This window comes from Aeromonas sp. R7-4 (assembly GCF_040908055.1).
GTDB classification, from domain to species: Bacteria; Pseudomonadota; Gammaproteobacteria; order Enterobacterales; family Aeromonadaceae; genus Aeromonas; species Aeromonas sanarellii.
The window spans coordinates 111,540-135,190 of sequence record NZ_JBFODA010000013.1 but is presented as its reverse complement, the minus strand read 5'-3'; the positions used below and the strand labels follow the sequence as shown (position 1 = coordinate 135,190).

Genomic DNA, 23,651 nt, shown 5'->3' with positions numbered 1-23,651 from the left:
TGAATCGCCCCCAGTTCCCTAGACACCTCACAGCCTTAAAATGAGGCAACTATTGGAGGTGTTATGACCCGTCAGCGTTATCCAGAAACATTCAAAATCGAAGCCGTTAAACAAATCACCGAGCGCGGGCGGCCGGTGGCTGACGTTGCACGTGCCATCGGGGTATCCAGCCACAGCCTGTATGCATGGCTCAAGCAGTACGGTAAGCCTGCTGACCAGCAGATAGAAGAGTCTGCCTTGCAAGCCGAGATCCGCCGCCTGAAAACTGAACTGCGCCAGGTCACCGAGGAGCGCAATATTCTAAAGGAGGCCGCCGCGTACTTTGCCAGCGAGTCAAGGAAAGGTACGCGTTCATAACCTCCCGACTCGACCGGTACAGTGTCGTTACCCTGTGCCAGACCCTGGGGGTTCACCGAAGTGGCTTCTACGCGTGGTTGAAACAGCCCACATCGCCACGACAGCAGGAGGACGAACGACTGACCGGATTGGTCAAGCAATCCTGGCTGGAAAGTGGTGCTGTCTACGGTTATCGCAAGATCCATCGCGACCTTCGTGACGCAGGGGAAGCCTGCGGCAAGCACCGTGTGGCCAAATTAATGAAGCGGGAGGGACTGCGTTCGCAAACGGGCTATCAACGCCGCAAGGGGCATTATGGAGGCAAGAGCACGCAAGCTGCCCCAAACACGCTGGCACGTCAGTTTAAGGTGCCAGCCCCCAACATCATCTGGGTGACTGACATTACCTACATTCGCACTCAAGAAGGGTGGCTGTACCTGGCGGTGGTGCTCGACCTGTTCTCTCGCCAGATCGTCGGCTGGGCGATGAAGTCACGCATGACGGCAGACTTGGCGGTTGATGCGTTATTGATGGCCGTCTGGCGGCGCAAACCCAAGCAGCCGGTACTGGTGCATTCGGATCAGGGCAGCCAGTTTACCGGTGGTGAATGGCAAGACTTTCTGAAGGCCCACAACCTGAGTTGCAGTATGAGCCGACGGGGTAACTGTCACGACAACGCGGTCGCCGAGAGTTTCTTTCAGTTGCTCAAACGGGAGCGGATCAAGCGCAGGATTTACGCGACAAGAGACGAAGCCCGCAGCGATGTGTTTGATTATATCGAGATGTTTTACAACCCAATCAGGCGTCATGGTTCCAATGATGGGCTGTCGCCGGTAGAGTTTGAAAGGCAGTTTATTTTTCAGCAACAAAGTGTCTAGAAAACCAGGGGCGATTCACTGCTTTCGAGTAGGTCTGATTAGCATTCTATAATTGAGCGTTCTAGACAAATCACAAAACGGCGGGTCTCCCCGCCGTTTTTATACTCGTCACACCGTCTCCGGTCGGTCCACATAGAAGGGGGCGGTCTCGCCGTCCAGGGCCAGCAGCTCCCCTTCCAGCTCGATCTCGATGGGCTTGTCGCTGAGGAAATCCACCGCCTTCTTGGGAGCCAGCGAGGCACGGGGCACCGTCAGCACGATGGATTCCCCACCGATCACGCTGCGCCCATCCAGGGTCAGCTTCGCCTTCACCTCCGGCTGCACGTTGCCCGCGATGCGGGTGCCGGTGATGGCGTTATAGCTGGCGCTGACGGTCACGGGCCCGCCATCTGCCACCGCCCCCGCCTTGGTGGCCCGCAGCAGCCCCAGGGCATAGTTGATCTCAAAATCGGTGCCGAGCACCAAGGAGGTGGCCCCTTCCTTCACCACCAGGCCGGTGGCCGAGAGATTGGTCTTGCCCAGGCTTACCCACTTGGGGTGCGCCAGCAGGGTCACCGGCAGATCGGTGAGCGTGCCCGCCCCCTGGTTGATTGGGCTCTCCAGCCCCATAAAGGCGGCGGCCAGCAGCACCGGCGGGATCTCGCTGGTCTTGATGCTGACGGTGGCCGGCTTGGGCACGAAGTAGGTCTCCCGCGCCTGACCCAGTTTGCCCTTGCGCTTGCTCGGGATGCTGATCTTCTCGCTGTCCGGCTTCACCTCCAGGCTGTTGACGTCCACCGGGCCTATCACCCCGTTCGAGACGTTGTTGGTGAAGGTCTCGATATAGAGATCCCCTTCCAGGTGCAGTGTTTCGCTCATCATCGCTCTCCTTTGAATTTCACGGTCACGGTAAAGGCGAGCGGCAGATAGGCCACCCCGCCCTTGTAACTCGGCCGGGCCGGGCTTGCCCCACGACTGAACACGCTGTTCTCATAGGGCCGCCCCGCCACAGCCTGCAGGATGCGTCCCATCCACACCCCGGCGCTCGGCTGGTTTGGGGTGGCGCGATGCACCAGTAACACCAGCCAGAGCTGCTCGAAGTAGCTCACCCGCCCCGACTGGTTGCCCTCCTGCGGGCGCTCCCCCTGGTAGATGATGTGGATGGCCGGGTGGTGCTGGCCCAGGTTGGCCACCGCCTCCAGGTCGGTGGCCACCAACACCTCCTTGAGCCCCTGCCCCTTGAGCGGCAGCAGCAACCCCTTGAGGGCTTCCCCCGCCGCCAGGTAGTCGAGTTCAGGCTCACTCATAGGAAGCCCCCACTGCCCCGGCCAAACACCCGGCCATCGGACTGCAGCTGGGCCAGGTTCTGACTCTCCAACTGCTCACCGTCGGCCGCCAGCCCCAACGCCAACTCCCCCTTACCCACCGATTTGAGGAAGGCCAGGGCGGCCTCATAGCGCTTGGCGATCTGCTCCGGCGCCTGCTCGCCATAGAGGCGGTGACGGGCGATATCGGCGCAGATGGGCACCAGGGCCGCCGGCACATGAGCCAACGGCAAGGGGTAGCGCCCCGCCAGGTAGCCGTCGATCAGCGCACTGGCATCATCCAGGGCGAGCTGGAGTACGGCCTCGTCCAGTTCCCCGCTCGGGGTCATGGCCAGGCGCAGCAGCTCGGCCTCGCCGAAGCGGGTCAGCAGATCGGCGGCAACGGCGTAACTCATTTGCCTTTACCCTTGCCGCTGGCAGGCTTGGCGGTCGGCTCTGGCACCTCGGGATCGGCACTCACGCCACCCAATGCTGCGTCGTCCAGATCCCCCGCCGTCTGCGCTGCATCCGGCGCCTGATCGGCCTCTGCCACATCCTCAGCCAGGCGGACGACCACCAGGCGCGGATCGGCCTCCAGGGCCGCGCACTGCTCATCCGACACAGCCAGTTCAGACTCGCCAGGAGCAATCGCCAGCCCCGCCCGGTGATAGCCCTGATGAAGTTTCGATATAACGCGCACTCGAATAGCCATCTCATGGTTTCCTCTTCTCGTTTGCAGGTCGGTTTAAACGGGGGTTAAACGCCCGGACTGGGACGGTTTAACCCCGCTGTAGCACCGAGCCCACGGGATTACAGATAGTCCGCCACCACCAGTTCCAGCTTGCCCTTAAGCTCATTGCTGGAGCTCTCGGAGAGCTCGCGCTCCAGCATCTGGGTCGCCAGCTTCTCAAGCGACGCTGGCACCACCAACAGGGTCGGCTTGATGCCAAGCTGGCGGCCACCGTCCGCCTTGAACTCACGCATCCTGGTGATCGCATCCCACAGGTTGTCGGGAGTGAGGGCGCGCTTGTTGGCGAACGCCAGTTGCCAGAAGCCAAAGCCGGCGGCATCGCGGCAATCCACCCCGTAGCGGAACTGCTTGGAGGTGAACACCGCCTCGTCATCGACCTTGGTCATGGCGATCAGCTCCGGGGCCTTGCGCTCCTGGAAGATGATGGGCTTGAGGGCGCGGCTGGTATCGAGCAGGTACCAGGGCTCGCCCGCATAGGCGCCATCCACCACCAGGTTGGCGGTCGGCACGGCGGTGCCGGTGCCATCGGCCTTGGGATAGACCGGGTGGTCAGTGTCGAAGAAGTACTGGCCGTCATAGCAGGGGGTGGTGAAACCGGCGCCGAGCAGGCCAAAGCAAAGCTCGTCGGGATGCACCCCGGCCGAGCGCCCCATCTCGGCAAACAGCGGGGCGTAGATACCGATCTCGTCATCCTCGATATCGTTGCGATCCACCCCCACGGTGGCCTCGAAATCCTCGTTGACGATCTGGTAGCTGTGCGCCTTCATCGACTCGATCACCCGGTCCCCGATCCACTTGCGCAGGGTCGGGAACTTGCCGAGCCAGCCATAGGTGTTGGACTTGGTGGTCGATTTGATCACGGTGGCGATCTTGGTGTACTGGGTCGGCGCCTCACTCTTGGCGTCCTCAAAGTTCTTCTTGAAGCCGGTGAAGAGGGCCTGCAGCAGCGCGGGTGTAACAATGGCCATGGTCTATTCCTTCTCTGGTTAAACAGGACTGCGCGTGAAACGAGAGGCGCTTGCCTAGGCTTTGGCCTTGGCAAAGTCCTCGTGGCTGATGCCGAGCTGGTCGGCGGCGTACTTGTCCTCGGCCGAGAGCACGGCCTCCCCTTTCTTCTGGGGCAGGGTGACGGCAGCGGTCTGGCTCGCCGTGAGTGCGGCGATGGCCGGGCGCGGCTCCAGCAGCGCCTTGAGGGCGGCCACCCCCTTCTGGGCGGCGTAGGCGGTCAGGTACTCCTCTTCGGCCGCCACCACCTTGCCTGCGGTGCGGGCCTCCTTGATGAGGGTCGCGGCATCGGTGGTGTCCACCTGGGCGGTCAGGGCAGCCACCTGGGTGACCAGGGCGTTATAGGTCGCCACCGGCACGTATTGCGCCAGGTCAACCTGGGCTCCTTGTTGTACTGATGTCGTCTGTGCCTTGAGGACGGCCAGAGCGGTTTTCTCGGCCGAGAGCGCGGCCTCCAGCTCCGGTGCCTTCTTGGCACTGGCCTGCAGGCTGTCGAGCTCGGTGAGCGCCTTCTGCAGTTGCTCGTCGGTCGGGTCACCGGTCAGCTCGATGCCGAGCTTGGCCAGCAGCTTTTTCAGCAGTTCATTCATGGGAGTCTCCTTGTGTACCGCATGGGCGGGGGTGGCCGGCTGGCCGGGTTGGATCGGTTGGGCACTCAAAGCCGCCAGCGCCTGCATACCCACCACCCCGGGATCGTTAGTGATGGCAGTCATGCGCAGCTCCAGGGGGTGGCCCTGGGCGTCATAGGGGAAGACGGCAGAGAGGAAGCGATACTCTTTGGCCGCGACCAGGGCGGCGGCCCGCTCGGTCCAGCGGGGCTTGATAAAGAGGCCCTGGCCCTCGCGCCACTCGATTTCGTCGCCGTTGTACCAACCGGCCGCCGGGGCTTCCTTGCCCGTCTTTTCGACATTGAGGGTCTGGTGGTCGTAGTCAATAAGGATGTCCTGGCCGAGCGCCTTGGCCCGGTTGATCAGGGTGCTGGCGATGGTCTTGTCCAGCTGCCAGTGGCCGCCAGGCACATCGAAGGGGCGGCCATCCCTGGCCTTGAACGGGCCGACCGGCAGCAGTTGATACCAACCGTCATCCTGCTGGGTAAGCTGCGCATCGAGTACGGCCAGCCCCAGGGTGGTGGGTCTGGCATTCAAGATGGCCACGGCAATCGCAGATGGGGGCATCACTCTCACTCCGGCTGGTCACAGCAAAAATCACTGGCGCCAGTGTCAGGGAGGAGAGCCACGGGTGGGGTTTATGGTGGGTTACTGCAACAGCAGGGGTGGCGGTGCTGTTTAAGGGTGTTTAAACGCTGTTTTGCTGTGCGAAGAGCGGCTGGGCCATGCCATCGCACCGGCCCTCCCCCCGCAAACGCGCCCAGAGGCTTAGGGCGCGTCCGCCATCAGATAGCCTTCCAGGGTCTCCAGCACGCTCTGCTGATCTGCCTCCGACAGCCCCAGATAGGGGCGCTCGGGCAGATTGATCTCGGGGCGGCCGAACTGGTGGGCGGCACCGTATTCCAGCGGGGTGCCGAAGTAGAGGGTCTGGGGCTCGGCCTGGTAGTTGAGGGTGTCGCGCAAGTTGTCATCCAGGCGCAGCACCTCGTCGGCATGGCGCGGCTTGCGGGCGCGGTAGTTGTCGGAGAGCGGGGCCCAGGGCTCCCCTTCCGGGCTCTCCTGCGCATCCCAGCGATCCCGGTGGGAGAGCGCCAGCCCCTCGCCGATATCCGCCAGGGGCTCGCTTAAGTCGCCGGTGCGCTGGTAGAGGCGAGCCAGCAGCTCATGGGCATCGACCACCCCATGATGGCTGATGGCGATAAAGCTGCCCGCCATCAGGCTTCATCCTCGAAGGTGGTCATAAAGTGCAGGGCCTCCTCATCGGCCGCAGCCATGGCGGCAGCCCAGAGATCCCCCAGCAGGTCGGCCTCTTCACCTTCGGCTTGTTCGCACAAGGCATCCAGCGCCTTGGCCTGTGCCAGGGTAAAGGGGCCATCTTCTGCCAGCAGGGCGCTGGCTTGCTCCAACAGGGTCATCCTTTCTCTCCTTTGCGGCTGGCGGTCGTGGCCTGGGCCAGCATGGCCTCCACCCGTTTGGCCAGTTCGGGGAAGTGCGCCACCATGGCATCCCTCGCCAAGATCCAGGCGGCAAACGCCTCGGCGGCGGCTTCCATCCTGGTCTTGCCGGCATACTCCGTCAGCAGCCCCACTCCCGTCAGGTCAGGCTCCCCGGCCCAGAAGTGAACCTGGTGACCGAGTTCGTGCAACCAGGTTGAGAGCCGCTGGGCTGATTCCCCCTGCTTGCCGCCGACGTTGGCGGAGATGCTCCAGTGACGGCGCAAGGTCTCGCCGCTGGTCCCCCTTGGCAACCAGTGACGGGGCCCGGTGTTGGCATGGGCATCGGCCACCACCTCGGCTGCCACCGCTTGCACCGCCTGCATATCCACTGCTTTGAGTGTATCACCCGCCTTGACCTTGATAACCAGATGGCCCCAGCTTTTGGCCGTAAAGCCATTGACCGTACTGGCCCGGCGCGAGTGGTAGAACGCGCGTACCAGGTAAGGGTCTGTGCCCAGGTACTCGGCGATCGCCGGTGCCAGCTTGAGCCCCGCCGCCCCCTTGCCCATCTCGGTCTGCTTGATAAACAGCGTCTTGACCGGGTGCGCCTTGAGGAAGGCGGCCAAGGGCTCACGCTGGGGGGCGGGCAACTGGGCCAGCAGATCGCTAAGGCCCTGCGCCGTCACCCCTTTGGCCGTCGAGAAGGCGCTCTCCACCATCCGTTCGGGCAGCCGCTCGGCCAGCGCGGGTTTGGCCGCTTCGCGCTTGGCCACCGCCTCGGTCAGGTCTCCAGGAGTCTGCGGCCGGTAGTCAAAACCCGGGTCGATGCCCTTGGGGATCCGGTGTATCTCCCCGGTCGCCTTGTCCACCCACTCATAATTGCCGTCATCCGGTGCCTGGCCCACCGTCAGCCCCCGACGCTTGAGATCCGCCTCGGAGAGCAGGAACTTCTTGCACTTGCAGCCATAGCCGTTGCTGGGGCTGTGAGTCTCCCACCAGGGATGGTCCACCGGCAGCACCAGGTTGTTCCACTTGAGATGCAGCTCCCTGGGATGCTCGGAGTCGCCGTGCCGATAGAGGGCATAGGGGCGCCGGTGCTTGATGCGTTCTATCTGCGCCTCGCGCCCGGCGTTGTAGCTCTGGCGCAGGTTGGTCTCGAAGATGACGCGGGATCGCCACGACGCCGGGCCGGTATGCGCCCAGCCGTGGCGGGCCACGATATCCTTGAACGCCTTTTGGAAGGCGGCGAGGGACTGCCCTTCGCTGATCGCCTTGTCCACCGCCCCGCGCAGGTCCGCCAGCAAGTCCGTCTTGGTCGCCCCCGCCACCATAAAGGCGCGGTTATGGGCATCCCGCCACACATCGGCCCAACGCTCGCTCGGCATATTCAGCTTCTGGCGAAAGAAGGCGATCGCCTCCTCGAACGGCAGACTGCCGTAACGAACGGGCATCAGTTGCCCTCCTCCATCTCCAGCATGCCGAGCAGTTCGCTGGCTGCAATGGCCTGGGCCAGCAGCGCCCCCAGCTCGTCATGACTGAGGTTGGGCTCCAGCGCCAGCAAGCCATCCCGGATCTCCTCCAAGGTGGTGGCCTGCATCACCAGCGCCTGGACGGCATCGGTCATGCTGGCAAGCAAGGGGGCGACCTCCGCCTGCAGCCTCGCCAGTTGGGCGTCGTTGTTATCCCCCTGAACAGGATTCTTTGCCGCCAAGGCCGCCAACCCTTGCGCCCTGAGAGCCGCCTCCCCGGCCCCTGCCTGCTTGTCGACGATGACCAGCACCTCTTCCCCTTCCTTGGGCGCCGGGATCTGCAGCTTGTCCCGCACCCACTGCGCCGGGATCTGCATCCCCATGCCCACCAGGGCCCGCAGTGGATAGGCCAGATCGCGCATGTCCTCGGGCTCGGTCACGTCGAATTCCAGGCGCGGGCAGCGGCGCGGCCCCTGGAAGCTCTTGCCGTTCAAAGCAAACAGCGGATAGACCAGATCCCGGGTCAGGGTAGCGGCGAGCTGGCGAAGGTCTGCATCCCGCACCTCCTGGCGCACCTCGTTGTGGACGTTGCCGAGCGCATTGGTCGAGCTCTTGCCGTCTGCCTGGCTGGTCAAGGTGCCCCCCAGGATGGCCTTGCTCATGGAGCGTTCGCACCAGTCCATCATCACCACAAAGGGGTCGGCCTGGCCGCTGGCCGCATTCTGGAACTCGATCTCCATCCCCCGGGGGATGATGCCGCCAGCGTTATGGCCGATGGAGAGCACCGCCTGCAGCAAGGTGGATTTCTCCTTCTCGGTGGCCCCTTCCGGGTATTTGCCCAGACGCACCGGCAGGCCGTAGATCTCCAGAAACTCGGCGAGATCCCGCACGCTGTAGTTCTTGAACAGAAAGGGCCAGACCAGGGTGCGGATAAGGCCGGTGCGGGCCAAGTAGCCGGATTTCGACTTGGCCTTGTGCATGATCCAGCCGAACGGATTGAGGGCCGCCCCCTCCTTGCTGCCGTCCCGCAGTCGCACCTGGTTCCAGTCATCCGGGTGGGTCTGGAACCAGGCGGGATCGCGCCAGACGATTCCCTTGGGGAGCTGCAGCCCCTCCACCATCTCCCAGCCGCTGAACTCCTGGGCACTGAACCCCTTGAGCACCGCATCGGTGGCGTCAAAGATGGCATCATCCAACCAGGTAAAGTCCTCCAAGAGTTCCCGGATCATCTCGCAATCGCGCTGCTCGGCGGGGGTAGCATTGCGGGGCGGCTCTATGGTCCAGCTCACCCCGAGCAGGGACCGGCGCCGCTTGCCAAGCTCGCTCTGCAGATGGGCGTCCTTCTCTTCCATGTCTTCGGCCAGCTCGCACTGGGCGATGAGGCTCCCCTCCTCCGCCTCTTTGAGCGCAGCGGCCGCCTTGCCCGGGGTGAGCCCCACCGTGGGGTGTTCGCTGTAGTGGCGGCGCAGTTGGGCCAGCTTGGCGTCGTTTTCGGTTTGCGGCTCTTTCTGCAGGCGCAGCGCGTTGCCATGAATGTCGATGAGTCCGGCCATTACCAACCCCCTCTCTCACTTTTGATCAGATCCCTCGTCCCGAGGGATGGGTGATAGTCGTCGTTGCTGTCGCGCCCGTGTTTACCAGGTAAGGGGGTGAACTCGATGGCGCCCCCCTCCATCCAGCTGGCCCGCACGGCCATGGCCAAGGCCACGGCAAAGTCGCCGTGGCGCTGCTGGCCGCCCTGGCCGGTGTTCTTGCCCTTGTCGATCTTGGGCACCCCATTGATGACCTGGATCTTGCCCAGATCGTCCTGCACGTCCGCATGGCGCGGGATGATGAGGTTGCCATCCTCGAATTCCGCCTTGAGCTTGGGCATCCACTCCCGATACCAGGGGTCATTGAGCATCACGCACTCGATCATCCCGGCGCCCCAGCGCAAGCGGGCAGCTTCTGCCAGATAGCCGCCGTTGCCGGTGGCATCGAAGGCGGCCGCCGTGAAACGGTGCAGCCCAATCAGCAGGTAGAACAGGATTTGGCGCTGGGTCTCATAGGGGGCGTTGACCAACTCCACAGCGAAGGGCACCCGTTTGCGCAGGTTGGGGGCGATGGCGAGCGGGACAAACACCGAGAGATCCCCCTTGCGGGCGAAGTCCTCCCCCAGTACATGGCGGCAGCTGCGATCGAGCGCCTCCAGGCAGGGCTTGAGGTTCTCCTCACACCAGATCTCCGCCACCGCCTTGCGGGTCTCCTCACTTTGCAGCTCGAAGTCCGCAGGGGAAGTGAAGCGCAGGATGGGGATATCCGGCTGCATGGCCCGCTCAATCAGGGTGCGCTTGATATAGACGCCGCTGCTCTGTTTGGGCACGCAGAAATACTCTTCCAGCGCGTCTTCCTCGGTGGCGGTGGCCTTGAGTAGCCCGGCCTTCCAGCTATCTTCAGCCTCCTGTGTCCAGGGCATGCCCTTGACCTGGCAGATGCGACGATAGAGCCCCTGGCGGCAGGCGTCGTCCAGGCTGATGGTGTGGATGGAATACTCTTTACGGCCCGCCCGGCTGTCGTTTATCAGCTGGTTAAACAGGTTATCGACGCCGTTGTGGGTGCTGATAAGCCGCACCTTGGCCCCCCACATGGTCAGCGCCATCGCAGCCTTGAGTACCTCAGCCAGCCGGTCGTGGAACGCCGCCTCGTCGATGGTCACATTGCCCTGCATCCCCCGCAGGTTGGAGGGGTTGCTGGAGAGGGCCTGTACCTTGAAGCCCGAGGCGAAATAGACCACGAAGGTGAGGATCGCTGATGCTGAGTCGTCGGTGAACACCTCCTCCTGGATCTCGCCTGCTGCCTTGTTGTACGCCTTGGCCCACATGGCCACGGCGTCGATAAATTCACGGGCCATCTCCTTGTTGCTACCCACATAGAAGTGGTGGCAACCCCCGGCGGCCTTGGCTTTGGAGGCCGTCAGAGCCGCATCAGCCGCTTCCGCCCAGGTGATGCCGGTGCGGCGGCTCTTCTCGGCGATCTTGAGTGGGCTCTCGTCGGCAATCCAGATGCGCTGGTAGGGCAGCAGCACCTCGTCGGGGTTGTATTCAGTACCGAGGGACTGGGCAAGTTGTTGGGCGATAGGGGTCTGTGCGATCGTGGTCATCAGGCAATCCCCAGGATTTCGCGGCGTATCTCGGCGGCGGCTTCACCGCTCAGGCCCGCCTGGGTGACAATGGCCTCGGTCTTGGCAGCCACCTCCTCGGCAAAGGCCTGGCGGATCTCTTTCTCCCGCTTGTGGCTCTGCATGGCGGTGGATTCGAGCCGCTGAGCCGCCAACATGGCGTTTTTCAGCATGTCGATATCCACCGCCTCCTCCGGGTTCTGCACCTGGGCCAGCATCGCCTTGAACAGCTGGGAGCGGCCGAGTTCCAGGATGAGCTTGGTGGTCTCCCCCATCGGCTTGTCACCGAGCTGGGAGGTCAGTGCCGCCGTGGTCTCCCGCAAATCCCGCAGGTGCTGGCCCACCTGCTCCACCTGGCTCGCGTGGCGGCTGAGCCCTGAGCGGGAGAGCTTGAGATCATCGGGCAGCCCAGCACCCTCGATAAGGCCATTGATCTCGTCCAGGATGGCGGCCTGGCTGTTGGCCTTGTCGCGCAGCATCTCGTTGAGGGCGTTGCGGATAGCTTCGGGCAGCAGCCACACCTTGCTGGCCCTGCCCCGGGTCGGTTTCTCGGCCATGGTCATCCTCCCTCAATCCTCGGCACGGGGCTTCTTGACGCCAGGCACGCTGGATCGCCCCTCGGCCACGTCCTGGCCCCGGCCGGTCAGGTGGGCCACCTGCACCTGGGCCAATTTCTCGATGCGCACCAGCCCCTGCTCATCCAGCCAGGCCAGCAGGGTCTTGACCCGATCCCGGGACACCCGGCCGGTACCCAGCTGGTCGAGGCAATCATTGAGGATCGACTCGTTGGCGGCCCCGCCGATATCGAGCAAGGATCGCAAGATCACCAGGCGTTGCTGGGCGTCCAATATTCCTTGAATGCTCATGGTCTCTCCTTGAGTTCATTTTCCAGCAGCAGGTCGGCGAGTCGGCGGGCCTGACGCAGTTCCGGCGCCAACGCCCGCAGCTCACCACGCAATTCGCTGATCTCCAGCTGCAGGGTGTGCAGCTCCTTCTCGGTCGGCAGATCCGAAAGTTGCTGCTCGACCCTGGCCACCCTGGCGGCCAGGCCGGTGACATCTTCACGCTTGGCGTAGGTCTTGGAGAGCAGGATGATGACGATCAACCCCACCAGACTGGCCAGGGCGTACAGGGGCCCCCAGTTCTTAACGATAAATTCCCACATCGGTGGCCCCCTTCGTCTGGTTCGGCAATATCGGACATAGCTGCGGCCTCCTGTTCCCCTTAACTCTTAACGATGAAATCCCACACGGATTGCCTCCTTGCGCTCGAATAGGGTCTGGCACTCGATGCAGCGCGGCGCATCGGGTTCGGCATGCAGCCGCGCAATCGGGATGGGCTCATCACAATCGCAACAGATGCCATCGCCACGGGGTTTGGGCCTTGCCCGGTGGGCGTCAATAAGTCGCCCGGTCCGCTCGGCGTCGAGCTGCTGGGCGCGGTCTATGGGGTCGCTCAAGGGTGTCTCCTGCCCTGCTTGATGGCTTATTTGATGACGTGGGTCGCCTTGAGGCGCCCCCAGATGGCCAGCAGGCCGCCGATGGCACTGGCCAGATCCACGGCGGTGGAGACCAGGCTGGTTTGGGTACCGACATCGACCGGCACGCCGAACAGGCCGGCGATACCGGCCCCCACGGCGATGACGCCTCCGATGACGGCGCGGCTCCTGAGCGCAGGCTTTGCTTGGGGTAACAGGGAATCAGGCATGATGGGCTTCCTTAGGTTGGGTTGGGGTAAGACGGGCACGGGCCCGCAGGCGATCCAGCTCGCCCACCGACCGCCAGCCCTGGGCAAACAAGGACTGTCGAGTGGGGTGATGGCTGTAGAGCGGGATCGTCTCCAGGTCCATGGAGGCGGGTTCGCCCAGATAGGCCTTCAGATGGGCACGGCGCCCATCCTTGAAGCAGGCGAGGTAACGGGGGTTCTTGAGTTCGGGGATGCCGAAATAGCCGGCGGCCTGGATCCCCTGCAACGCCTGGCGGCGCTTGTTGATGAGGCTGGGTTTGCTCATGCAGCCCCCTCACCGAACCGGGTCGAGAGCAGGTAGCTCTGCAGGCGAAGCAGGCGGTTGCTCCAGCCGTGGGCATTGGCCCACTGGCTCGGGTCTTTGCGCACGATGCCAAGCATGAAGCCGGCGCGGACCTCAAGCAGCGCGAGCAGCAGGGCCCGACCACCATCCCGCCCGGTCTTGGCGGCCAGCACCCGCAAGGTTTGCGAGCCCAGCACCCCATCGGCCAAGACGCCGAGCGCCTGCTGCAACTGGCGCACCGAGCGACCAGGGCCGTGATGCACGGCGCCGTCGAACAGGGCGATGGCAATCAGCGGGCTGACGCTATCAACCCGGTCGCAACGGGCCGGCAGCCAGTAGTTCGCGCGGTAAAACAGCTGGGCGTGGGCAGGGGTCGCATCCCCGACGGGAATGTCCGGCCGGCCATCCCGATCGAGGTCGATCATGCCGTCCTTCCTGCCGTCGGCGGCATCGGCCATGCCGAACTTGGTGTGGCCGCCACGGTCGGCCGGATGGTTGACCTCGCCCCCTTCCACATCGGGACGGAGCAACCAGGCAAGTGCTATGGGATAGGTATCAGGCAACATAAAAGGCCCCTCGATTAACTGCGTTATCGCAGCGTACCGAGGGGCCTTAATGGGGCGGGTTTATGGTAGGTTACATGAATAAAGCGGACATAAAGTGCTGTGGACACGGTTGAAGTGCACTTCCTGACTTATTCAGTAGTGCCTTGTCATAGTGTTATCCTTCAATGACAGAGGGCAAAGCTTTGAGTCTCACCAGACTCATCCTGTAAATCACCAGAAACTAAATCCACCCCATTGTTGGTCATGATGGACTTCAGCTCGGGCGTGCATAACTTGCGCTGCCATAGTTCTGTCTTAAATTGATTTTCAAGAAACGCTGAATTATTGGCTCTGGCATTTGGATTAGACATCAGTTCCATCGCACTGGTTTTGAAAACGACTACGTAAGCACGGAGAGGCTTCTCTGTAGTTTTCTTCACCGATGTGAAATTGACTGCACCATGAGTCGAGACAGCTACTGAGTAGCCATATGATTTCAACTGAGACTCTACATTGCCAGTTATGGGGGCTGAATCTCTAGCCGCAAATTCATCCTTCATTGCTTGGATTGCCAGCTTGTTATCAACCAACTCTTTGTCACACGGCCAATAGTCTACCCACTCTCCATCGCATTTATATTTGACCGCCCCAAAGGAGAACCCCGCCCATATGATCGAGGCAATCACCAGCATGTACCTTGTCACACACACCTCCATGTTTAGTGCGCTGAAATATTAAGCTATGACATCGGAGCCAAAAGAAAAACCCCGCCTTAGCGGGGTTTGTTCGTAACGTGAGGGCCATCGCTATTGATACCCAAACAAGTCAGGCTGATAGCGGCGCCGTGTCAACTCCCGCTGCTCTGCCACCACCGCATAGGTCTGGGGTACCGAGAGACCATGCTTGCGGGCAAGCAGGTCGATATTGCGGCCGTTGAACTCATCCCAGATAGCTCTGTCCCGCAGCGCGGCCTTGAGGTGATCGCCGGTGGGGATATAGTAGGCGCGACCACCCATATAGTGAGCCTGCACCAATGCCAGCTTGCGGGCCTGGGCCAAGGCCTTATCCGCCGCCATTCCGCTGCGCCTCAGCTCACAGGCGAGCACATCGACCAGCTCGGCCAGCGCCTTGGGCCACTTGGCGGTCAGCTCGGCCGCCGGGATCTGGTCTAGGCGATCAACCAGTTGCCCCAGCGAGGCGTGATCATTGGCAAAGAGATCCAGATTCTGTTCCATGACTCCCTCAGCAAAACAGAAAAAGCGGTGCGCCGATTAGAACACAGGCCATTTTATACGCACATTAGTTGCACTGCAGCCAGCCTCCATGGAATCAACTGTCATGTGTGAGTCCCTTATCGTGACCGAATTAACAGTGTCATCAATTTGCCATTGAACAGGCATGAATTGGGTATACATTACTTCTCTGCGGGTTTTTTGTAGCCATATGGAGATATTTGATGAGTAAGGAAGCTATCTATAAAAATCTGGAATCTTTGGCACCGGTCGTAAAGGTACTCGGGGAAGTGGACAAAGCCTTAAACGATAAGGAACGAATTGATTCTGACAGTGATGATATCAAGGAAGTGCTGGCTGCCGCTGGCGGTGTCGGTGCCGGTGCGGGTATTGGGTTTGCAGGTCTTTATTTCGGCGGCGTGACTGGTCTCTCTGCTGCTGGCATTACCTCTGGTCTGGCTGCAGCAGGTGGCCTCGTGGGTGGCGGTATGGCTGCAGGTGTAGCTGTTCTGGCGGCACCTGCAGTGCTGCTGGGTGTTGGCGCTTACGCTTTCGTATCACAACGTAACAAACGCAAGTTGAAAGAAAAGAAAGAGATGTTGCTGCAAGAAGCGATGAAAAAGCAGAATGCCATCATTTCAGAACTGCGCAAATCTTCTGACGACAACAAAGCAAGAGCAGACTATCTGACCAAACTCAACACACTCCTGCAATCAATCATCATTGACCTTGAGGGTGATTTGAAGGTGGCAGCCTGATGAGCAATGACAAGGGTGATTATCTCACCGATGGATTGAGGGTGGCTGTTCATCACAAGCAAATGCTTGATCAACTTGGCTCCGAACATGATGAACAGCGTCATAGCCTCGATGCTGCGATCAACTCCAGTGAAGCCTTGCTCCGACGCTTTGGTAAGGCATTACCGGTAAAGGACTCCAGCACGTCAAACTCTTTGCGCGTAATTACCCCTGTCAGGACAAAATCATGGGAAGAAATCCTTGCAGAGGCTAAACAAGCAATACCTAGTGAGGTCGATTTTAATGATGTACTGACGCCAGCGGAAATTGATGCTGTATTGGCAAAACATCAGAAACTCGGTGAGCACCTGGGTTGGCTCGGCAGCCTTGATCGATACGATGTTGCACTGGCTGTTTCTTCGGGCATCCTCTCCGGGCTTATCGACATCTTTCTTGTCCAGGTGCCCGCACATCCGGGATTTTTGGGTAGCCCTGCTTCGGAAGGGGGATGGTTATCCAACAAGGTCAAGGAGCTTTTTGGCGAAGTTCTGCCACCAGAAAAGATCAAAGAGCTTGAGGGGTTGTACAAAGTCTCTTTCGATCCCTCGACTAGTAGTGACCTGAAAGAAGTGGTTGCAGGATTGGGCCCTCGCACTCATCGTTACCAATCATTGGGACATGACCCCATTCTAGGTTTCATTTTTGGGGTCAAAGATGTGTTGTGCGGTGAATTTACTGCCATTGATAAGTTTGGCAACGTGATAGTTCAACAAACTGCCGAACCATTACTGGAGGGTGAGCATTTTATTATCAGGCTCCTGAAGGCCATCAGAAAAGTTGGCGGTCATCTGGCATCAGATGTAGCAACACCAGCAGGCCTGCCCGCCCCCCTGATGCCCCTTCTCTCTTTCTTTCAATTCGGAACGATAGGAAAGCAAGGTTACACCATCGCAGAAGTTGCAAGACAGATGTATCGCAGTGGATATGACCTGCGTCATTTCATTGCGGCATCAGTGCCATTGGCGATCAGTGAATTGATTGTTCGGCTTGGCTTTATGGTGAGAAAGCTCAATGCGGGAGCGACACTGTCCGAGGCATTTCCCAATGCAGCACATCCGCAACTTCGTCGCCAGCTGCTGATTGCACATGGTGTGGCAGGTGTGATCAATGCAGGCAAAGTGACAGTGACCAGCAACCCCTTATCTATTAGCTGGCCACTCGTTTTAACGCTGCTGCGCTATGGTATGCCAGAAATGATGTATTTGATTTATGGCCAAGAAAAAGAGAGAGCAAAGCTGGTTGATACCGAGATAATGGCTGACTACAGAGCCATTCATCAGGAGCTGGATACACAGCTTAAGATGCTCCCTCACATCGTGATATAGGCTTGGTAAAATGCAGCCCCGCATCGCGGGGCTTTCTTCAAGGTAAATTTATTATCTTGCAGACCACTTCTTCAGCGCCTCCAGCACTTTAACTGCCAGAGGCGCATCCAGCCATCCCACCTCTGCTACCCCTACCCCACCGTTTAAGCGGGCAGTCATCCGTTGTACCCAGTGGTTTAACGCGGTTTCCGAACCATCCCTGACGATGCCAAGGCGGGCCATCTCGCACCAGATGGCCCTGATTTTGGCAATTTCATTGACCCTGTGATGGCCACTGGCCGCTGGACTCAACCGTTTGTTGGCCGTATGGCGGGCAGGCTTGGGAATAAAGCCAGCCGCCTTGAAGGTGGCCAGCACCTGTTCCAGCTCCTGCTCGCTCAACAGGGCGGCGCTGCGTTTGCCGGTGTGACTGGCCAGCAGGTCGCGGTAACACTCGTCATCAAGCGCCAATGCACGGCGCCCTACCTGCACCAGCCGGATCAATCTGCTGCGTCTATCCATCACCTATCCCCCTCCCCGCTCTTCCTTTCTGTCAGGATGCAGCGCTTCAACCTAAGCTGTTGGTAGTGTTCATTGAGGCACCCCCGGCACCAGCTGGACAGCCGGGTAACATCACTTGTCTGTCCGAAGAACTCGGTATCCCATGGCCAGAACTCGCCACAACGGGGACAACGCTGCTCAAGCCCCAGTTCGGTGATACAAGCCCGGCCGCTTTTCAGGCGGCGAGCCAGAAGATGAGGCGCCAGCAAGGGACTATAAATGCCCATGTTGGACCTCCTTACCGCCCCTGTTCTGCTGTAACTCTGCCACCAGTTGCCAGCGCATCTGGCTGGCCTCCCCTGCCAGGGCAAACAGCCCTTGGGCACGAGCCTCTCTATCAAACTGCTTGAGCTGTCTGCACACAGCCCGTTTGTCAGGGGTCGCCTGTGCAATGGCGGCCGCACTGAAAATCTTGGTAAGCCGAATATCCATCTCTGTTTTGGTCATCGCCGTGCTCCTTGTTCGAGGCGGTGAAGACCTGGGCCCAGGTCGGCTGCTCATCAGTGCCCGGCCACCACGCCGGGCAGACGGGGGAGCCCCCCGTTTCGCTTACTTGACCAGGCGCTTTCGTGCCTTGCTCACAATGGTGGCCAGCATGGCCATCCTGGACTTCTGATTGATGGCCTGACCGTACTGATTGATGAAATCAACGGCCAGTTGCGCATCGTCCAGAGCCTGCTGCGGATTGTTCATCAGCAGGCATTCCAGGGAGCTTTTCGCATCGGCCACGCTGGTGTTCAGAAGTGCTTTCACGTTATCCATCCGTCCTCCGGCTGCTCATCAGTACCCGACCACCACGCCGGGCAGACAGGGCGGCGCGGCCACCCTGTTTCGCACTGTCACTGCTCGAACTGCAGCGGCATCAGATCCTGGTACTCCTCTTCGCTCAGCGGCGCCGGGCCCAGCCCCAGCACCCACAACAACGCGGCCTTGATACCATCCTCATAGGTGTCATCGGGATAGCAGGTGCCTTCGGTCTCGCTGATCTGTTCACAGAGCTGCAACTGCTCTTCGGCCTGTTCTACGTTGATTTCCATCGCGCACGCCTCCCTTACAACTTCGCCAGATCCAGGCTCATCTGAACGTAACGCCCCTGGGCGTCACGCTCGTAGAGCCGCAGATATTGGCTGGTACCGGTCACCTGGATGGCGTCGGCGATCGCCTGCATGGCCTGCTCCCAGTCGGCGTCGTCGATATTGAGCTAACGCAGGGAGAGCACCTGGTTGACGTCGATATGACCGGCCTTGGAAACCCGAAAGGCGTGGTCCACCAGAGCGCGGATCTCGGGGCTGGCGCCATCACTCCAGCGGGCGATGCACTGGTCGATCAGTACCTTGGCCGCCTGGATCCGTTCATCAAATTTGCGGTGCTCACCCACGGCCCGGATCAGCTTGTAACGACCGTCGAAACTGAGCAGGGTCACATTGCCCTTGGTACCGCCCCAGGCCACCCCGTACCGCTCGGCCGAGAGGTCCACAAAGTCAGCGATCTGCTGCATGGCGCCGATCTTGAAAGCAGCCAGGCGTGAGCGCTCTTCCTTGGCTGCCGCGATGATGCCCATCACCACCTCATCGCGCAGCTTGTCGGCCGGGGTGATCAGGTTCTCCGGTACCCAGTGCCCCTGGGCGTTCTGCCGCATCGGGGTCGTGTCTTTGGTCTGTGCTTCTTGCATAAGGCTCTCCTTGATTTATCCCGTTGTTGTTCGGTGGTCGCTTACTGGCGCCAATGCAAGACACAGCCGCCAAAGCGCACCATGGCCACCTCGCTGACCACGCCAGCCAGGTACTCGCGCCCCCACACGGCCCGCCGGGTCATCTCCGGCGGCAAGGGGCCGGTCACCATCAGCAGCGGGGTATCGCGCACCTGGCCGGTGCGCACCTTGCAACCGTTCGCCGTCAACCAGAGACGCAACTGGTCAGCCGTGTTTTGCAGATTTCTGTTCATCCCGTTCTCCTTGTGATGTCTCACTGGGCCCACCGCACACCCCGAGCCCGTTGGTTTATTGGCCGCGCTTCTCAACCTTGTCGAGCAACCGGTTGTATTTGATGCCCAGGATCTTGAGCTCCTCGGCCAGCAGCTCTGCCAGAATGCGCAGGCTGTTGCTGGCGTTCTCACCATCGCTTTTTGCCTGGCGGCGCAATCTGGAGAGCGTGGCTTCGGCGTCATAGCGGGCACTCTTCTCCACGCCTTTGCCAACCTGTTCGACGGCGAGACGCATCGGCCGGCGCAGTTGCTGATCCTCGCTGAGCTGGCTATGGGGGCAGCCGCTGTGGCACGCCTTCCAGAGCTTGATATCCATCGGTCTGGTTCCGACCTCATCCGCCCGTCGGCGCTGATAGGCCAGGCACTGATGCACCGGGATCTCCCCCAGAATGGGGCAGATCACCTTGTGGCCCATCAGGTTCCCCTCCACCAGCTTCTGTACCCGCGCCAGATCGCCCGGGTACTTCTGGTTGCAGACCTGGCTGATGGTGGTGCGGGACAGACCGAGCTTGTCGGCCACCACGGCCAACGAGCTGGCAGCCACCTCGGCTTGCAGAACCTCAAGCCACGTGTCCATGAGGGGCCTCCTTCACATCGAACTGGTAAAAACGCTGTTCGTTTTGATCCCAGCATCCCCCCTGTGTGGCCCTGACCATGGGGGCAAATCGCCCTGTATCCCTGACCAACTGGTAGCGATTCTGGTCACCCTTCACTTTGAAACGCTCAATCTTGTCCACCAGCCGGACATAACCAGCCCGGACCAGGAAGGTGGTGAAGGTACTCGCGCCGCTGTCATCTACCCCAGACGTGATCGCGAGGTCATTCAGGGTGAAAAAACGGCTGATTTTCATGGTGTTCCACATCTTTTGTTGAACCGTTTTACGCCTTATCCGCCGCTTCTTGCGGTGCTTGGTGCTGCGGTTTCCTGACCCGAATTGAGGTGTTAGCGCTGCATCCACAACCTGATAACGACTGCCCCGGAACGATATACGGCGACCAAATGGTTTCTGGTAGACACAGCGCAGATGGCCACTTGCCAACCAGCGCCGAACAACCAGATAGACATTCCCCAGCTTTAATGGGCTGGCTGCCGCTAACTCCAAAAGATCAAAGGATTCTTGCTGGCACATCCACTGCCAAGCCGTCTCTGCATTGGTGTTTACACTTTTCCCGACCACTGGTATCCCTCCCGTGCTTTGTTGTTATTTGCTGGAATCCAGTGGCTACCGGCTGCGGCGCACGTCATGCAGCAGTTCGCTGGCGTCCACGTCCTCCAGCCGGATAATCCGGGCATCGGAGGCCATGGCCATCTTCTCGATCTTGTCCAGGGCCGAGACGATGGTGCGCACCACCCCGTTGGAGCGCTTGCGGATGAGGTCCAGCAGGGCGTCGTCGATCTCCACGTCCACCTCCAGCATTTCGCTGGCAATCAGGGAGACGTCTTCCAGGTCCGCCGGCTTGAACTCGATCCACTGGGAGATGCGGTTGAACAGTTGCTTGCGCTGGCTGATGCGGCGGGCAATCTCCTCCATCCCTACCAGGATCAGCGGCTGTTCGGTGGCGTCATAGATATCGCGCAGGGTCTCCATGATGCGGGCATTGCCGACCACGTAATCCGCCTCGTCCACGAAGATGGCCAGCTCCTCGGCTCGGACCGCTTCGACGATGCTGTCCACCTGCCCCCGCAGGTTGTGGCGCTGGGGAATGCCGATCTCCTTGGCGATCTGCTCCAGCAGGCTGGTCACGGTGTCGGCCTTGTAGCAGCGCACGTAGATGCCGTTCACTTCGTCCTGGTTGAACAGCCACTCCACAGCCGTGGTCTTGCCGAAGCCGGATGGCCCGTGGATAAGGCCAATGCCCGGCACGATGCTGGAGCGGTTGAGCAGGTTGTCGAGCAGTTGCTCGGTCTTGATCATGTTTTTGACTTCGACGATCTTGTGTTTCATAGTGTTTTTGTCCTTATGAGGTTGTTTTACAGGGCCGCTCGTTAACCTTTTGCCTGGGTGTTGCGAGTGGCCCTGGTGCTTTCCAGATGGCGGTGGATCCGTTTCGCCATCAGCTTGTGGCTGTAGAGGTACTTGGTCAGCCATTCCTTCTCCCGCTCTGTCAGCGGTGCATCCAACTCCTTCTCGGCCAGATAGATGGCCTGCTCGTACTCGGTCTTGAGTGCCCTGGACTCCTGCCCGGCCGCCGCCTGGGCACGGGCCGCTTTCTCCTCACGGCGAGCTTCTATCGCAGCCAGTTCGGCGGCGCTGAATTGTGCCGGTTCGCGGGGAGCGGTAACGCCGGAGAGTGCGGCCAGTGCCGGGTTATCGAGCCCGAGATCGCCGCGCTGGAACTGGGCCACATCACGGGCCTGGTCAACGAAGTGACGCACCACATCCTGATGCAGTTCGTTGACGCCGAAGGTCTTGGCGAGACTGCGCATTTCGCGGCGAAAGCTGGCCAGCGCCTTGGCATCGGCGCGTTTGGCCGCACGGAAGGCATCCGGACTGACGCCATTGCCCAGCAAGTCGAGGTTCACCGCCTCGATCCGCTCGTTCCAGTCGCCAGTGCGGTACAAGATGGCCCGGCCCACGTCGCTCGGGTCGAGGAACACGCTGACCCGCTGGCTCTTCCAACTGTTCTCCAGCAGCTCCGGGGCGCTGTATTTGAGGCCGCCGGCCTTGATAAAACCCTTGGAGACCGTGGCCTCACCGATATGGTTGAGCAGCAGATCCAGCGCCGATTCATCGACGATGGCGCGGCGCTGGTAACGGGCGCTCTGGTATTTCTCGTTGGGGGTCATCCCGAGCGAGCTGTGTTTGCGGTTGTGATAGCGGGCATCCAGCCAGTCATCGAGCAGGGTCTGCAGCTCGGCCGCCGTCATGGCAAGCTCATAGAGCTCCTTCTCCGCATTCGGCTTGCGCTTCTCCTCCAGCCGCTCGGCAAAGCTCTTGCGAGCCTCGATCACTTGACGGTCAGCCACGCAGTGACCGACATAGCCAGGCAGCAACTCGATCAGGCCGTGGGAGAGAGTGCGGAAAAAGCGTTCGATGTACGGCTTCTCCCAACCCGAATAGGCGTTGGAACGGCTGACATTCATGCCGAGCAGGGTGCAGATGGACATGACCCGCTGGCTCACGTAATCGGAGCCGTTGTCGGTACGCATCACCCCGTTGTCGTTGAGGGTGCCCCAGGCCAGCAGGGTCTTGCGCAGCAGCAGGCAGATCCCCTCGCTCGACGAGGTTTTGGCCACCAGCAGCCGCACCCTGCGGGTGAACACATCGATCACCGCGATGATGCTGTGACGACCTTCCACCAACATGGCATCGACCGGGGTGCTGTCGAACTCCCACACGTCGTTTGGCTGGCCCATCCAGGGGTACATCTCCTCGATGGCGGTGCGGTACTTGTTGTTGTAGGCGTCGGGGTTGGTGGCATAGGTAAAGGCCACCTTGTTCTCTGCCAGCCACTTGACCAGCCAGCGGCGCAAGGAGGATTGGCTGGGGATCTGCCAGCCAAGCTGGTTCATCTCGTTGTACTGGGTCGCCAGCTCATGCAATGCCCCCCACTTGTTGGCCAGATGCGGTTTGGCGGTGATCAATGCCGTGAGGAAGCGGGCCAGATCCGGGCTTTGCTCGACGCTGGATGGCCGCTCCCGCTGGTAGTTGCCAGCCAGCGCCGCCGGACCGGCATCCGCCAGGGTGCCTTGCCAGCGGCGCAGGGTGATCAGGCTGAACGGCTTCTGTTGCTCATAGACACTCGCTGGGAGTGACAGGCTGCGGGTACGGTATGCCTCGATAAAGGCACGACGTCCCACCTCCCCTTGCTGGCAGGCTTGGTAAGGGGTCAGGAAGATATCGGCGGCCTGCAGGATCAACAGTCGGGCATCCACCTTCTTGCGGGCGGCAGCGCCCAGGGTCAGCAATTTACGCCCCGCATCCGGCTTCACCGGCACCTCGCGGGCAAGCAGCTTGGCCATCGCCTTGCCACCGGCCGCATGATCGGTCACCGCTTGCCCCTGCTGGGCGACGGCCTGCTCCGCCAGATAACGTCGGGTTTCTGCGGGAAGCGAACTGATGTGGTATTCAACGCCCTTGCCTTTCTCGCGCTTGCGACTTTGCCACTCTTCACGCTCCGCCTTTTTGCGCACACCATCGGGATAGGCTGGCATGCCAATCAATCCGGCCAACCCTTGGGCGGTGAACCAGGTACTCATTGGCCACCTCCCAGCAAGTCGATGCCCAGCGAGTCGGAAAGCTGCGCCATGATGGAACGGCTTTCCCTGCGCTTGG

General features: G+C 60.9%; 32 protein-coding genes, 2 other RNA genes and 1 pseudogene. 3 read left to right on the top strand and 32 right to left on the bottom strand.

The genetic code is table 11. The annotated features are described in order from the left end of the window. Positions 1 to 63: 63 nt before the first annotated feature. Positions 64 to 1,214, top strand: a protein-coding gene (locus tag AB5Y72_RS02750; RefSeq protein ID WP_325783120.1) for an IS3 family transposase whose coding sequence is annotated in 2 segments (ribosomal slippage) — positions 64 to 301 and positions 301 to 1,214 — 1,152 coding nt in all. Because the reading frame shifts where the segments join, the coding sequence is not laid out codon by codon here. Between the two features lie 108 nt (positions 1,215 to 1,322). On the opposite strand, the gene AB5Y72_RS02745 is transcribed toward AB5Y72_RS02750, so the two are convergent. From AB5Y72_RS02745 to AB5Y72_RS02650, 20 genes are all read right to left on the bottom strand, one after another. After that, positions 1,323 to 2,072 carry a hypothetical protein gene (locus AB5Y72_RS02745; RefSeq protein WP_368198570.1) on the bottom strand — a complete coding sequence of 250 codons (750 nt, stop codon included), beginning with the start codon at positions 2,070 to 2,072 and terminating at the stop codon, positions 1,323 to 1,325. After that, on the bottom strand, positions 2,072 to 2,500 hold the full coding sequence (locus AB5Y72_RS02740; protein WP_368198569.1) for a hypothetical protein: 429 nt from the start codon (positions 2,498 to 2,500) through the stop codon (positions 2,072 to 2,074). Before AB5Y72_RS02740 ends, AB5Y72_RS02745 begins: the two co-directional genes overlap by 1 nt. Further along, positions 2,497 to 2,913: a gp436 family protein gene (locus tag AB5Y72_RS02735; protein ID WP_368198568.1), complete on the bottom strand. Its 417-nt coding sequence runs from the start codon at positions 2,911 to 2,913 to the stop codon at positions 2,497 to 2,499. The genes AB5Y72_RS02740 and AB5Y72_RS02735 overlap by 4 nt, the downstream gene beginning before the upstream one ends. Beyond that, positions 2,910 to 3,209 carry an HI1506-related protein gene (locus tag AB5Y72_RS02730; RefSeq protein WP_368198567.1) on the bottom strand — a complete coding sequence of 100 codons (300 nt, stop codon included), beginning with the start codon at positions 3,207 to 3,209 and terminating at the stop codon, positions 2,910 to 2,912. The genes AB5Y72_RS02735 and AB5Y72_RS02730 overlap by 4 nt, the downstream gene beginning before the upstream one ends. Before the next feature lie 98 nt (positions 3,210 to 3,307). Further along, positions 3,308 to 4,216 (bottom strand): Mu-like prophage major head subunit gpT family protein, encoded by a 909-nt coding sequence (locus AB5Y72_RS02725; protein ID WP_368198566.1) that lies wholly within the window; start codon positions 4,214 to 4,216, stop codon positions 3,308 to 3,310. Between the two features lie 54 nt (positions 4,217 to 4,270). Further along, entirely contained in the window at positions 4,271 to 5,428 is a 1,158-nt protein-coding gene (locus AB5Y72_RS02720; RefSeq protein ID WP_368198565.1) for a phage protease, read from the bottom strand. A gap of 201 nt (positions 5,429 to 5,629) precedes the next feature. Beyond that, positions 5,630 to 6,076, bottom strand: a complete 447-nt coding sequence (locus AB5Y72_RS02715) for a phage virion morphogenesis protein (protein WP_368198564.1) — start codon at positions 6,074 to 6,076, stop codon at positions 5,630 to 5,632. Next, on the bottom strand, positions 6,076 to 6,276 hold the full coding sequence (locus AB5Y72_RS02710) for a hypothetical protein (protein ID WP_128296922.1): 201 nt from the start codon (positions 6,274 to 6,276) through the stop codon (positions 6,076 to 6,078). Before AB5Y72_RS02710 ends, AB5Y72_RS02715 begins: the two co-directional genes overlap by 1 nt. Then, the gene (locus tag AB5Y72_RS02705; RefSeq protein WP_368198563.1) at positions 6,273 to 7,748 is read right to left on the bottom strand and encodes a phage minor head protein; all 1,476 of its coding nucleotides are present in this window, start codon (positions 7,746 to 7,748) and stop codon (positions 6,273 to 6,275) included. The genes AB5Y72_RS02710 and AB5Y72_RS02705 overlap by 4 nt, the downstream gene beginning before the upstream one ends. After that, positions 7,748 to 9,319: a DUF935 domain-containing protein gene (locus AB5Y72_RS02700; protein ID WP_368198562.1), complete on the bottom strand. Its 1,572-nt coding sequence runs from the start codon at positions 9,317 to 9,319 to the stop codon at positions 7,748 to 7,750. Before AB5Y72_RS02700 ends, AB5Y72_RS02705 begins: the two co-directional genes overlap by 1 nt. After that, a complete protein-coding gene (locus tag AB5Y72_RS02695; protein WP_368198560.1) occupies positions 9,319 to 10,905 on the bottom strand; it encodes a terminase family protein in 1,587 nt (528 codons plus the stop codon). The genes AB5Y72_RS02700 and AB5Y72_RS02695 overlap by 1 nt, the downstream gene beginning before the upstream one ends. After that, complete coding sequence (locus AB5Y72_RS02690) at positions 10,905 to 11,480, bottom strand: DUF3486 family protein (protein ID WP_182935445.1); 576 nt, start codon at positions 11,478 to 11,480, stop codon at positions 10,905 to 10,907. Before AB5Y72_RS02690 ends, AB5Y72_RS02695 begins: the two co-directional genes overlap by 1 nt. A gap of 12 nt (positions 11,481 to 11,492) precedes the next feature. Beyond that, entirely contained in the window at positions 11,493 to 11,789 is a 297-nt protein-coding gene (locus tag AB5Y72_RS02685; protein WP_010674005.1) for a hypothetical protein, read from the bottom strand. Then, positions 11,786 to 12,088 carry a DUF2730 family protein gene (locus tag AB5Y72_RS02680; protein ID WP_010674004.1) on the bottom strand — a complete coding sequence of 101 codons (303 nt, stop codon included), beginning with the start codon at positions 12,086 to 12,088 and terminating at the stop codon, positions 11,786 to 11,788. The genes AB5Y72_RS02685 and AB5Y72_RS02680 overlap by 4 nt, the downstream gene beginning before the upstream one ends. A gap of 66 nt (positions 12,089 to 12,154) precedes the next feature. After that, positions 12,155 to 12,382, bottom strand: coding sequence for a TraR/DksA C4-type zinc finger protein (locus AB5Y72_RS02675; protein ID WP_042074576.1), 228 nt, complete (start codon positions 12,380 to 12,382; stop codon positions 12,155 to 12,157). A 26-nt stretch (positions 12,383 to 12,408) separates the two neighbouring features. Further along, positions 12,409 to 12,630: a hypothetical protein gene (locus tag AB5Y72_RS02670; RefSeq protein ID WP_043133770.1), complete on the bottom strand. Its 222-nt coding sequence runs from the start codon at positions 12,628 to 12,630 to the stop codon at positions 12,409 to 12,411. After that, entirely contained in the window at positions 12,623 to 12,934 is a 312-nt protein-coding gene (locus AB5Y72_RS02665; RefSeq protein ID WP_368198559.1) for a hypothetical protein, read from the bottom strand. The genes AB5Y72_RS02670 and AB5Y72_RS02665 overlap by 8 nt, the downstream gene beginning before the upstream one ends. Beyond that, positions 12,931 to 13,518: a glycosyl hydrolase 108 family protein gene (locus AB5Y72_RS02660; RefSeq protein WP_325783190.1), complete on the bottom strand. Its 588-nt coding sequence runs from the start codon at positions 13,516 to 13,518 to the stop codon at positions 12,931 to 12,933. Before AB5Y72_RS02660 ends, AB5Y72_RS02665 begins: the two co-directional genes overlap by 4 nt. A gap of 161 nt (positions 13,519 to 13,679) precedes the next feature. Further along, entirely contained in the window at positions 13,680 to 14,189 is a 510-nt protein-coding gene (locus tag AB5Y72_RS02655) for a hypothetical protein (protein WP_325783191.1), read from the bottom strand. Between the two features lie 114 nt (positions 14,190 to 14,303). Beyond that, entirely contained in the window at positions 14,304 to 14,732 is a 429-nt protein-coding gene (locus tag AB5Y72_RS02650; protein ID WP_368198558.1) for a Mor transcription activator family protein, read from the bottom strand. Between the two features lie 221 nt (positions 14,733 to 14,953). Here AB5Y72_RS02650 and AB5Y72_RS02645 point away from each other — a divergent pair, with 221 nt between their 5' ends. Both AB5Y72_RS02645 and AB5Y72_RS02640 read left to right on the top strand, forming a co-directional pair. Continuing rightward, positions 14,954 to 15,487 carry a hypothetical protein gene (locus AB5Y72_RS02645; protein ID WP_005353386.1) on the top strand — a complete coding sequence of 178 codons (534 nt, stop codon included), beginning with the start codon at positions 14,954 to 14,956 and terminating at the stop codon, positions 15,485 to 15,487. Then, the gene (locus AB5Y72_RS02640) at positions 15,487 to 16,851 is read left to right on the top strand and encodes a hypothetical protein (RefSeq protein WP_010673997.1); all 1,365 of its coding nucleotides are present in this window, start codon (positions 15,487 to 15,489) and stop codon (positions 16,849 to 16,851) included. Before AB5Y72_RS02645 ends, AB5Y72_RS02640 begins: the two co-directional genes overlap by 1 nt. A 51-nt stretch (positions 16,852 to 16,902) precedes the next feature. Here the strand turns inward: AB5Y72_RS02640 and AB5Y72_RS02635 are convergent, their stop codons facing one another. The 12 genes and pseudogenes from AB5Y72_RS02635 to AB5Y72_RS02580 form a co-directional block, all read right to left on the bottom strand. After that, positions 16,903 to 17,352 carry a gp16 family protein gene (locus tag AB5Y72_RS02635; RefSeq protein ID WP_368198557.1) on the bottom strand — a complete coding sequence of 150 codons (450 nt, stop codon included), beginning with the start codon at positions 17,350 to 17,352 and terminating at the stop codon, positions 16,903 to 16,905. Between the two features lie 252 nt (positions 17,353 to 17,604). Beyond that, positions 17,605 to 17,838: a hypothetical protein gene (locus AB5Y72_RS02630; RefSeq protein WP_368198556.1), complete on the bottom strand. Its 234-nt coding sequence runs from the start codon at positions 17,836 to 17,838 to the stop codon at positions 17,605 to 17,607. Positions 17,839 to 17,878: 40 nt separating this feature from the next. After that, positions 17,879 to 17,942, bottom strand: an RNA gene (locus AB5Y72_RS02625) — hammerhead ribozyme type II. Next, the gene (locus AB5Y72_RS02620) at positions 17,941 to 18,153 is read right to left on the bottom strand and encodes a hypothetical protein (protein WP_128342244.1); all 213 of its coding nucleotides are present in this window, start codon (positions 18,151 to 18,153) and stop codon (positions 17,941 to 17,943) included. The genes AB5Y72_RS02625 and AB5Y72_RS02620 overlap by 2 nt, the downstream gene beginning before the upstream one ends. Positions 18,154 to 18,158: 5 nt before the next feature. Continuing rightward, an RNA gene (locus AB5Y72_RS02615) (hammerhead ribozyme type II) lies at positions 18,159 to 18,228 on the bottom strand. A gap of 2 nt (positions 18,229 to 18,230) precedes the next feature. Beyond that, positions 18,231 to 18,428, bottom strand: coding sequence for a hypothetical protein (locus AB5Y72_RS02610; protein WP_043133138.1), 198 nt, complete (start codon positions 18,426 to 18,428; stop codon positions 18,231 to 18,233). A 14-nt stretch (positions 18,429 to 18,442) separates the two neighbouring features. Then, a pseudogene (locus AB5Y72_RS02605) lies at positions 18,443 to 19,063 on the bottom strand (DUF3164 family protein). Between the two features lie 41 nt (positions 19,064 to 19,104). Then, a complete protein-coding gene (locus AB5Y72_RS02600) occupies positions 19,105 to 19,335 on the bottom strand; it encodes a hypothetical protein (protein WP_042074593.1) in 231 nt (76 codons plus the stop codon). Between the two features lie 55 nt (positions 19,336 to 19,390). Next, positions 19,391 to 19,951: a transcriptional regulator gene (locus tag AB5Y72_RS02595; protein WP_368198554.1), complete on the bottom strand. Its 561-nt coding sequence runs from the start codon at positions 19,949 to 19,951 to the stop codon at positions 19,391 to 19,393. Beyond that, entirely contained in the window at positions 19,935 to 20,552 is a 618-nt protein-coding gene (locus AB5Y72_RS02590; RefSeq protein ID WP_128296939.1) for a hypothetical protein, read from the bottom strand. Before AB5Y72_RS02590 ends, AB5Y72_RS02595 begins: the two co-directional genes overlap by 17 nt. Positions 20,553 to 20,597: 45 nt before the next feature. Next, positions 20,598 to 21,320 carry an AAA family ATPase gene (locus AB5Y72_RS02585; RefSeq protein WP_042008341.1) on the bottom strand — a complete coding sequence of 241 codons (723 nt, stop codon included), beginning with the start codon at positions 21,318 to 21,320 and terminating at the stop codon, positions 20,598 to 20,600. A 41-nt stretch (positions 21,321 to 21,361) separates the two neighbouring features. Further along, entirely contained in the window at positions 21,362 to 23,575 is a 2,214-nt protein-coding gene (locus AB5Y72_RS02580; protein WP_368198553.1) for a DNA-binding protein, read from the bottom strand. Positions 23,576 to 23,651 lie beyond the last annotated feature (76 nt).

Bases quoted from the DNA above. Each gene is read 5' to 3' on its own strand.
- AB5Y72_RS02705 (WP_368198563.1), bottom strand. From the start codon at position 7,748: ATGCCCGTTCGTTACGGCAGTCTGCCGTTCGAGGAGGCGATCGCCTTC.
- AB5Y72_RS02600 (WP_042074593.1), bottom strand. From the start codon at position 19,335: ATGAACAGAAATCTGCAAAACACGGCTGACCAGTTGCGTCTCTGGTTG.
- AB5Y72_RS02690 (WP_182935445.1), bottom strand. From the start codon at position 11,480: ATGGCCGAGAAACCGACCCGGGGCAGGGCCAGCAAGGTGTGGCTGCTG.
- AB5Y72_RS02585 (WP_042008341.1), bottom strand. From the start codon at position 21,320: ATGAAACACAAGATCGTCGAAGTCAAAAACATGATCAAGACCGAGCAA.
- AB5Y72_RS02715 (WP_368198564.1), bottom strand. From the start codon at position 6,076: ATGGCGGGCAGCTTTATCGCCATCAGCCATCATGGGGTGGTCGATGCC.
- AB5Y72_RS02630 (WP_368198556.1), bottom strand. From the start codon at position 17,838: ATGACCAAAACAGAGATGGATATTCGGCTTACCAAGATTTTCAGTGCG.
- AB5Y72_RS02650 (WP_368198558.1), bottom strand. From the start codon at position 14,732: ATGGAACAGAATCTGGATCTCTTTGCCAATGATCACGCCTCGCTGGGG.
- AB5Y72_RS02710 (WP_128296922.1), bottom strand. From the start codon at position 6,276: ATGACCCTGTTGGAGCAAGCCAGCGCCCTGCTGGCAGAAGATGGCCCC.
- AB5Y72_RS02685 (WP_010674005.1), bottom strand. From the start codon at position 11,789: ATGAGCATTCAAGGAATATTGGACGCCCAGCAACGCCTGGTGATCTTG.
- AB5Y72_RS02720 (WP_368198565.1), bottom strand. From the start codon at position 5,428: ATGCCCCCATCTGCGATTGCCGTGGCCATCTTGAATGCCAGACCCACC.
- AB5Y72_RS02620 (WP_128342244.1), bottom strand. From the start codon at position 18,153: ATGGATAACGTGAAAGCACTTCTGAACACCAGCGTGGCCGATGCGAAA.
- AB5Y72_RS02635 (WP_368198557.1), bottom strand. From the start codon at position 17,352: ATGGATAGACGCAGCAGATTGATCCGGCTGGTGCAGGTAGGGCGCCGT.
- AB5Y72_RS02745 (WP_368198570.1), bottom strand. From the start codon at position 2,072: ATGAGCGAAACACTGCACCTGGAAGGGGATCTCTATATCGAGACCTTC.
- AB5Y72_RS02680 (WP_010674004.1), bottom strand. From the start codon at position 12,088: ATGTGGGAATTTATCGTTAAGAACTGGGGGCCCCTGTACGCCCTGGCC.
- AB5Y72_RS02595 (WP_368198554.1), bottom strand. From the start codon at position 19,951: ATGGACACGTGGCTTGAGGTTCTGCAAGCCGAGGTGGCTGCCAGCTCG.
- AB5Y72_RS02670 (WP_043133770.1), bottom strand. From the start codon at position 12,630: ATGCCTGATTCCCTGTTACCCCAAGCAAAGCCTGCGCTCAGGAGCCGC.
- AB5Y72_RS02730 (WP_368198567.1), bottom strand. From the start codon at position 3,209: ATGGCTATTCGAGTGCGCGTTATATCGAAACTTCATCAGGGCTATCAC.
- AB5Y72_RS02640 (WP_010673997.1), top strand. From the start codon at position 15,487: ATGAGCAATGACAAGGGTGATTATCTCACCGATGGATTGAGGGTGGCT.
- AB5Y72_RS02660 (WP_325783190.1), bottom strand. From the start codon at position 13,518: ATGTTGCCTGATACCTATCCCATAGCACTTGCCTGGTTGCTCCGTCCC.
- AB5Y72_RS02740 (WP_368198569.1), bottom strand. From the start codon at position 2,500: ATGAGTGAGCCTGAACTCGACTACCTGGCGGCGGGGGAAGCCCTCAAG.
- AB5Y72_RS02700 (WP_368198562.1), bottom strand. From the start codon at position 9,319: ATGGCCGGACTCATCGACATTCATGGCAACGCGCTGCGCCTGCAGAAA.
- AB5Y72_RS02610 (WP_043133138.1), bottom strand. From the start codon at position 18,428: ATGGAAATCAACGTAGAACAGGCCGAAGAGCAGTTGCAGCTCTGTGAA.
- AB5Y72_RS02580 (WP_368198553.1), bottom strand. From the start codon at position 23,575: ATGAGTACCTGGTTCACCGCCCAAGGGTTGGCCGGATTGATTGGCATG.
- AB5Y72_RS02665 (WP_368198559.1), bottom strand. From the start codon at position 12,934: ATGAGCAAACCCAGCCTCATCAACAAGCGCCGCCAGGCGTTGCAGGGG.
- AB5Y72_RS02645 (WP_005353386.1), top strand. From the start codon at position 14,954: ATGAGTAAGGAAGCTATCTATAAAAATCTGGAATCTTTGGCACCGGTC.
- AB5Y72_RS02735 (WP_368198568.1), bottom strand. From the start codon at position 2,913: ATGAGTTACGCCGTTGCCGCCGATCTGCTGACCCGCTTCGGCGAGGCC.
- AB5Y72_RS02695 (WP_368198560.1), bottom strand. From the start codon at position 10,905: ATGACCACGATCGCACAGACCCCTATCGCCCAACAACTTGCCCAGTCC.
- AB5Y72_RS02655 (WP_325783191.1), bottom strand. From the start codon at position 14,189: ATGCTGGTGATTGCCTCGATCATATGGGCGGGGTTCTCCTTTGGGGCG.
- AB5Y72_RS02725 (WP_368198566.1), bottom strand. From the start codon at position 4,216: ATGGCCATTGTTACACCCGCGCTGCTGCAGGCCCTCTTCACCGGCTTC.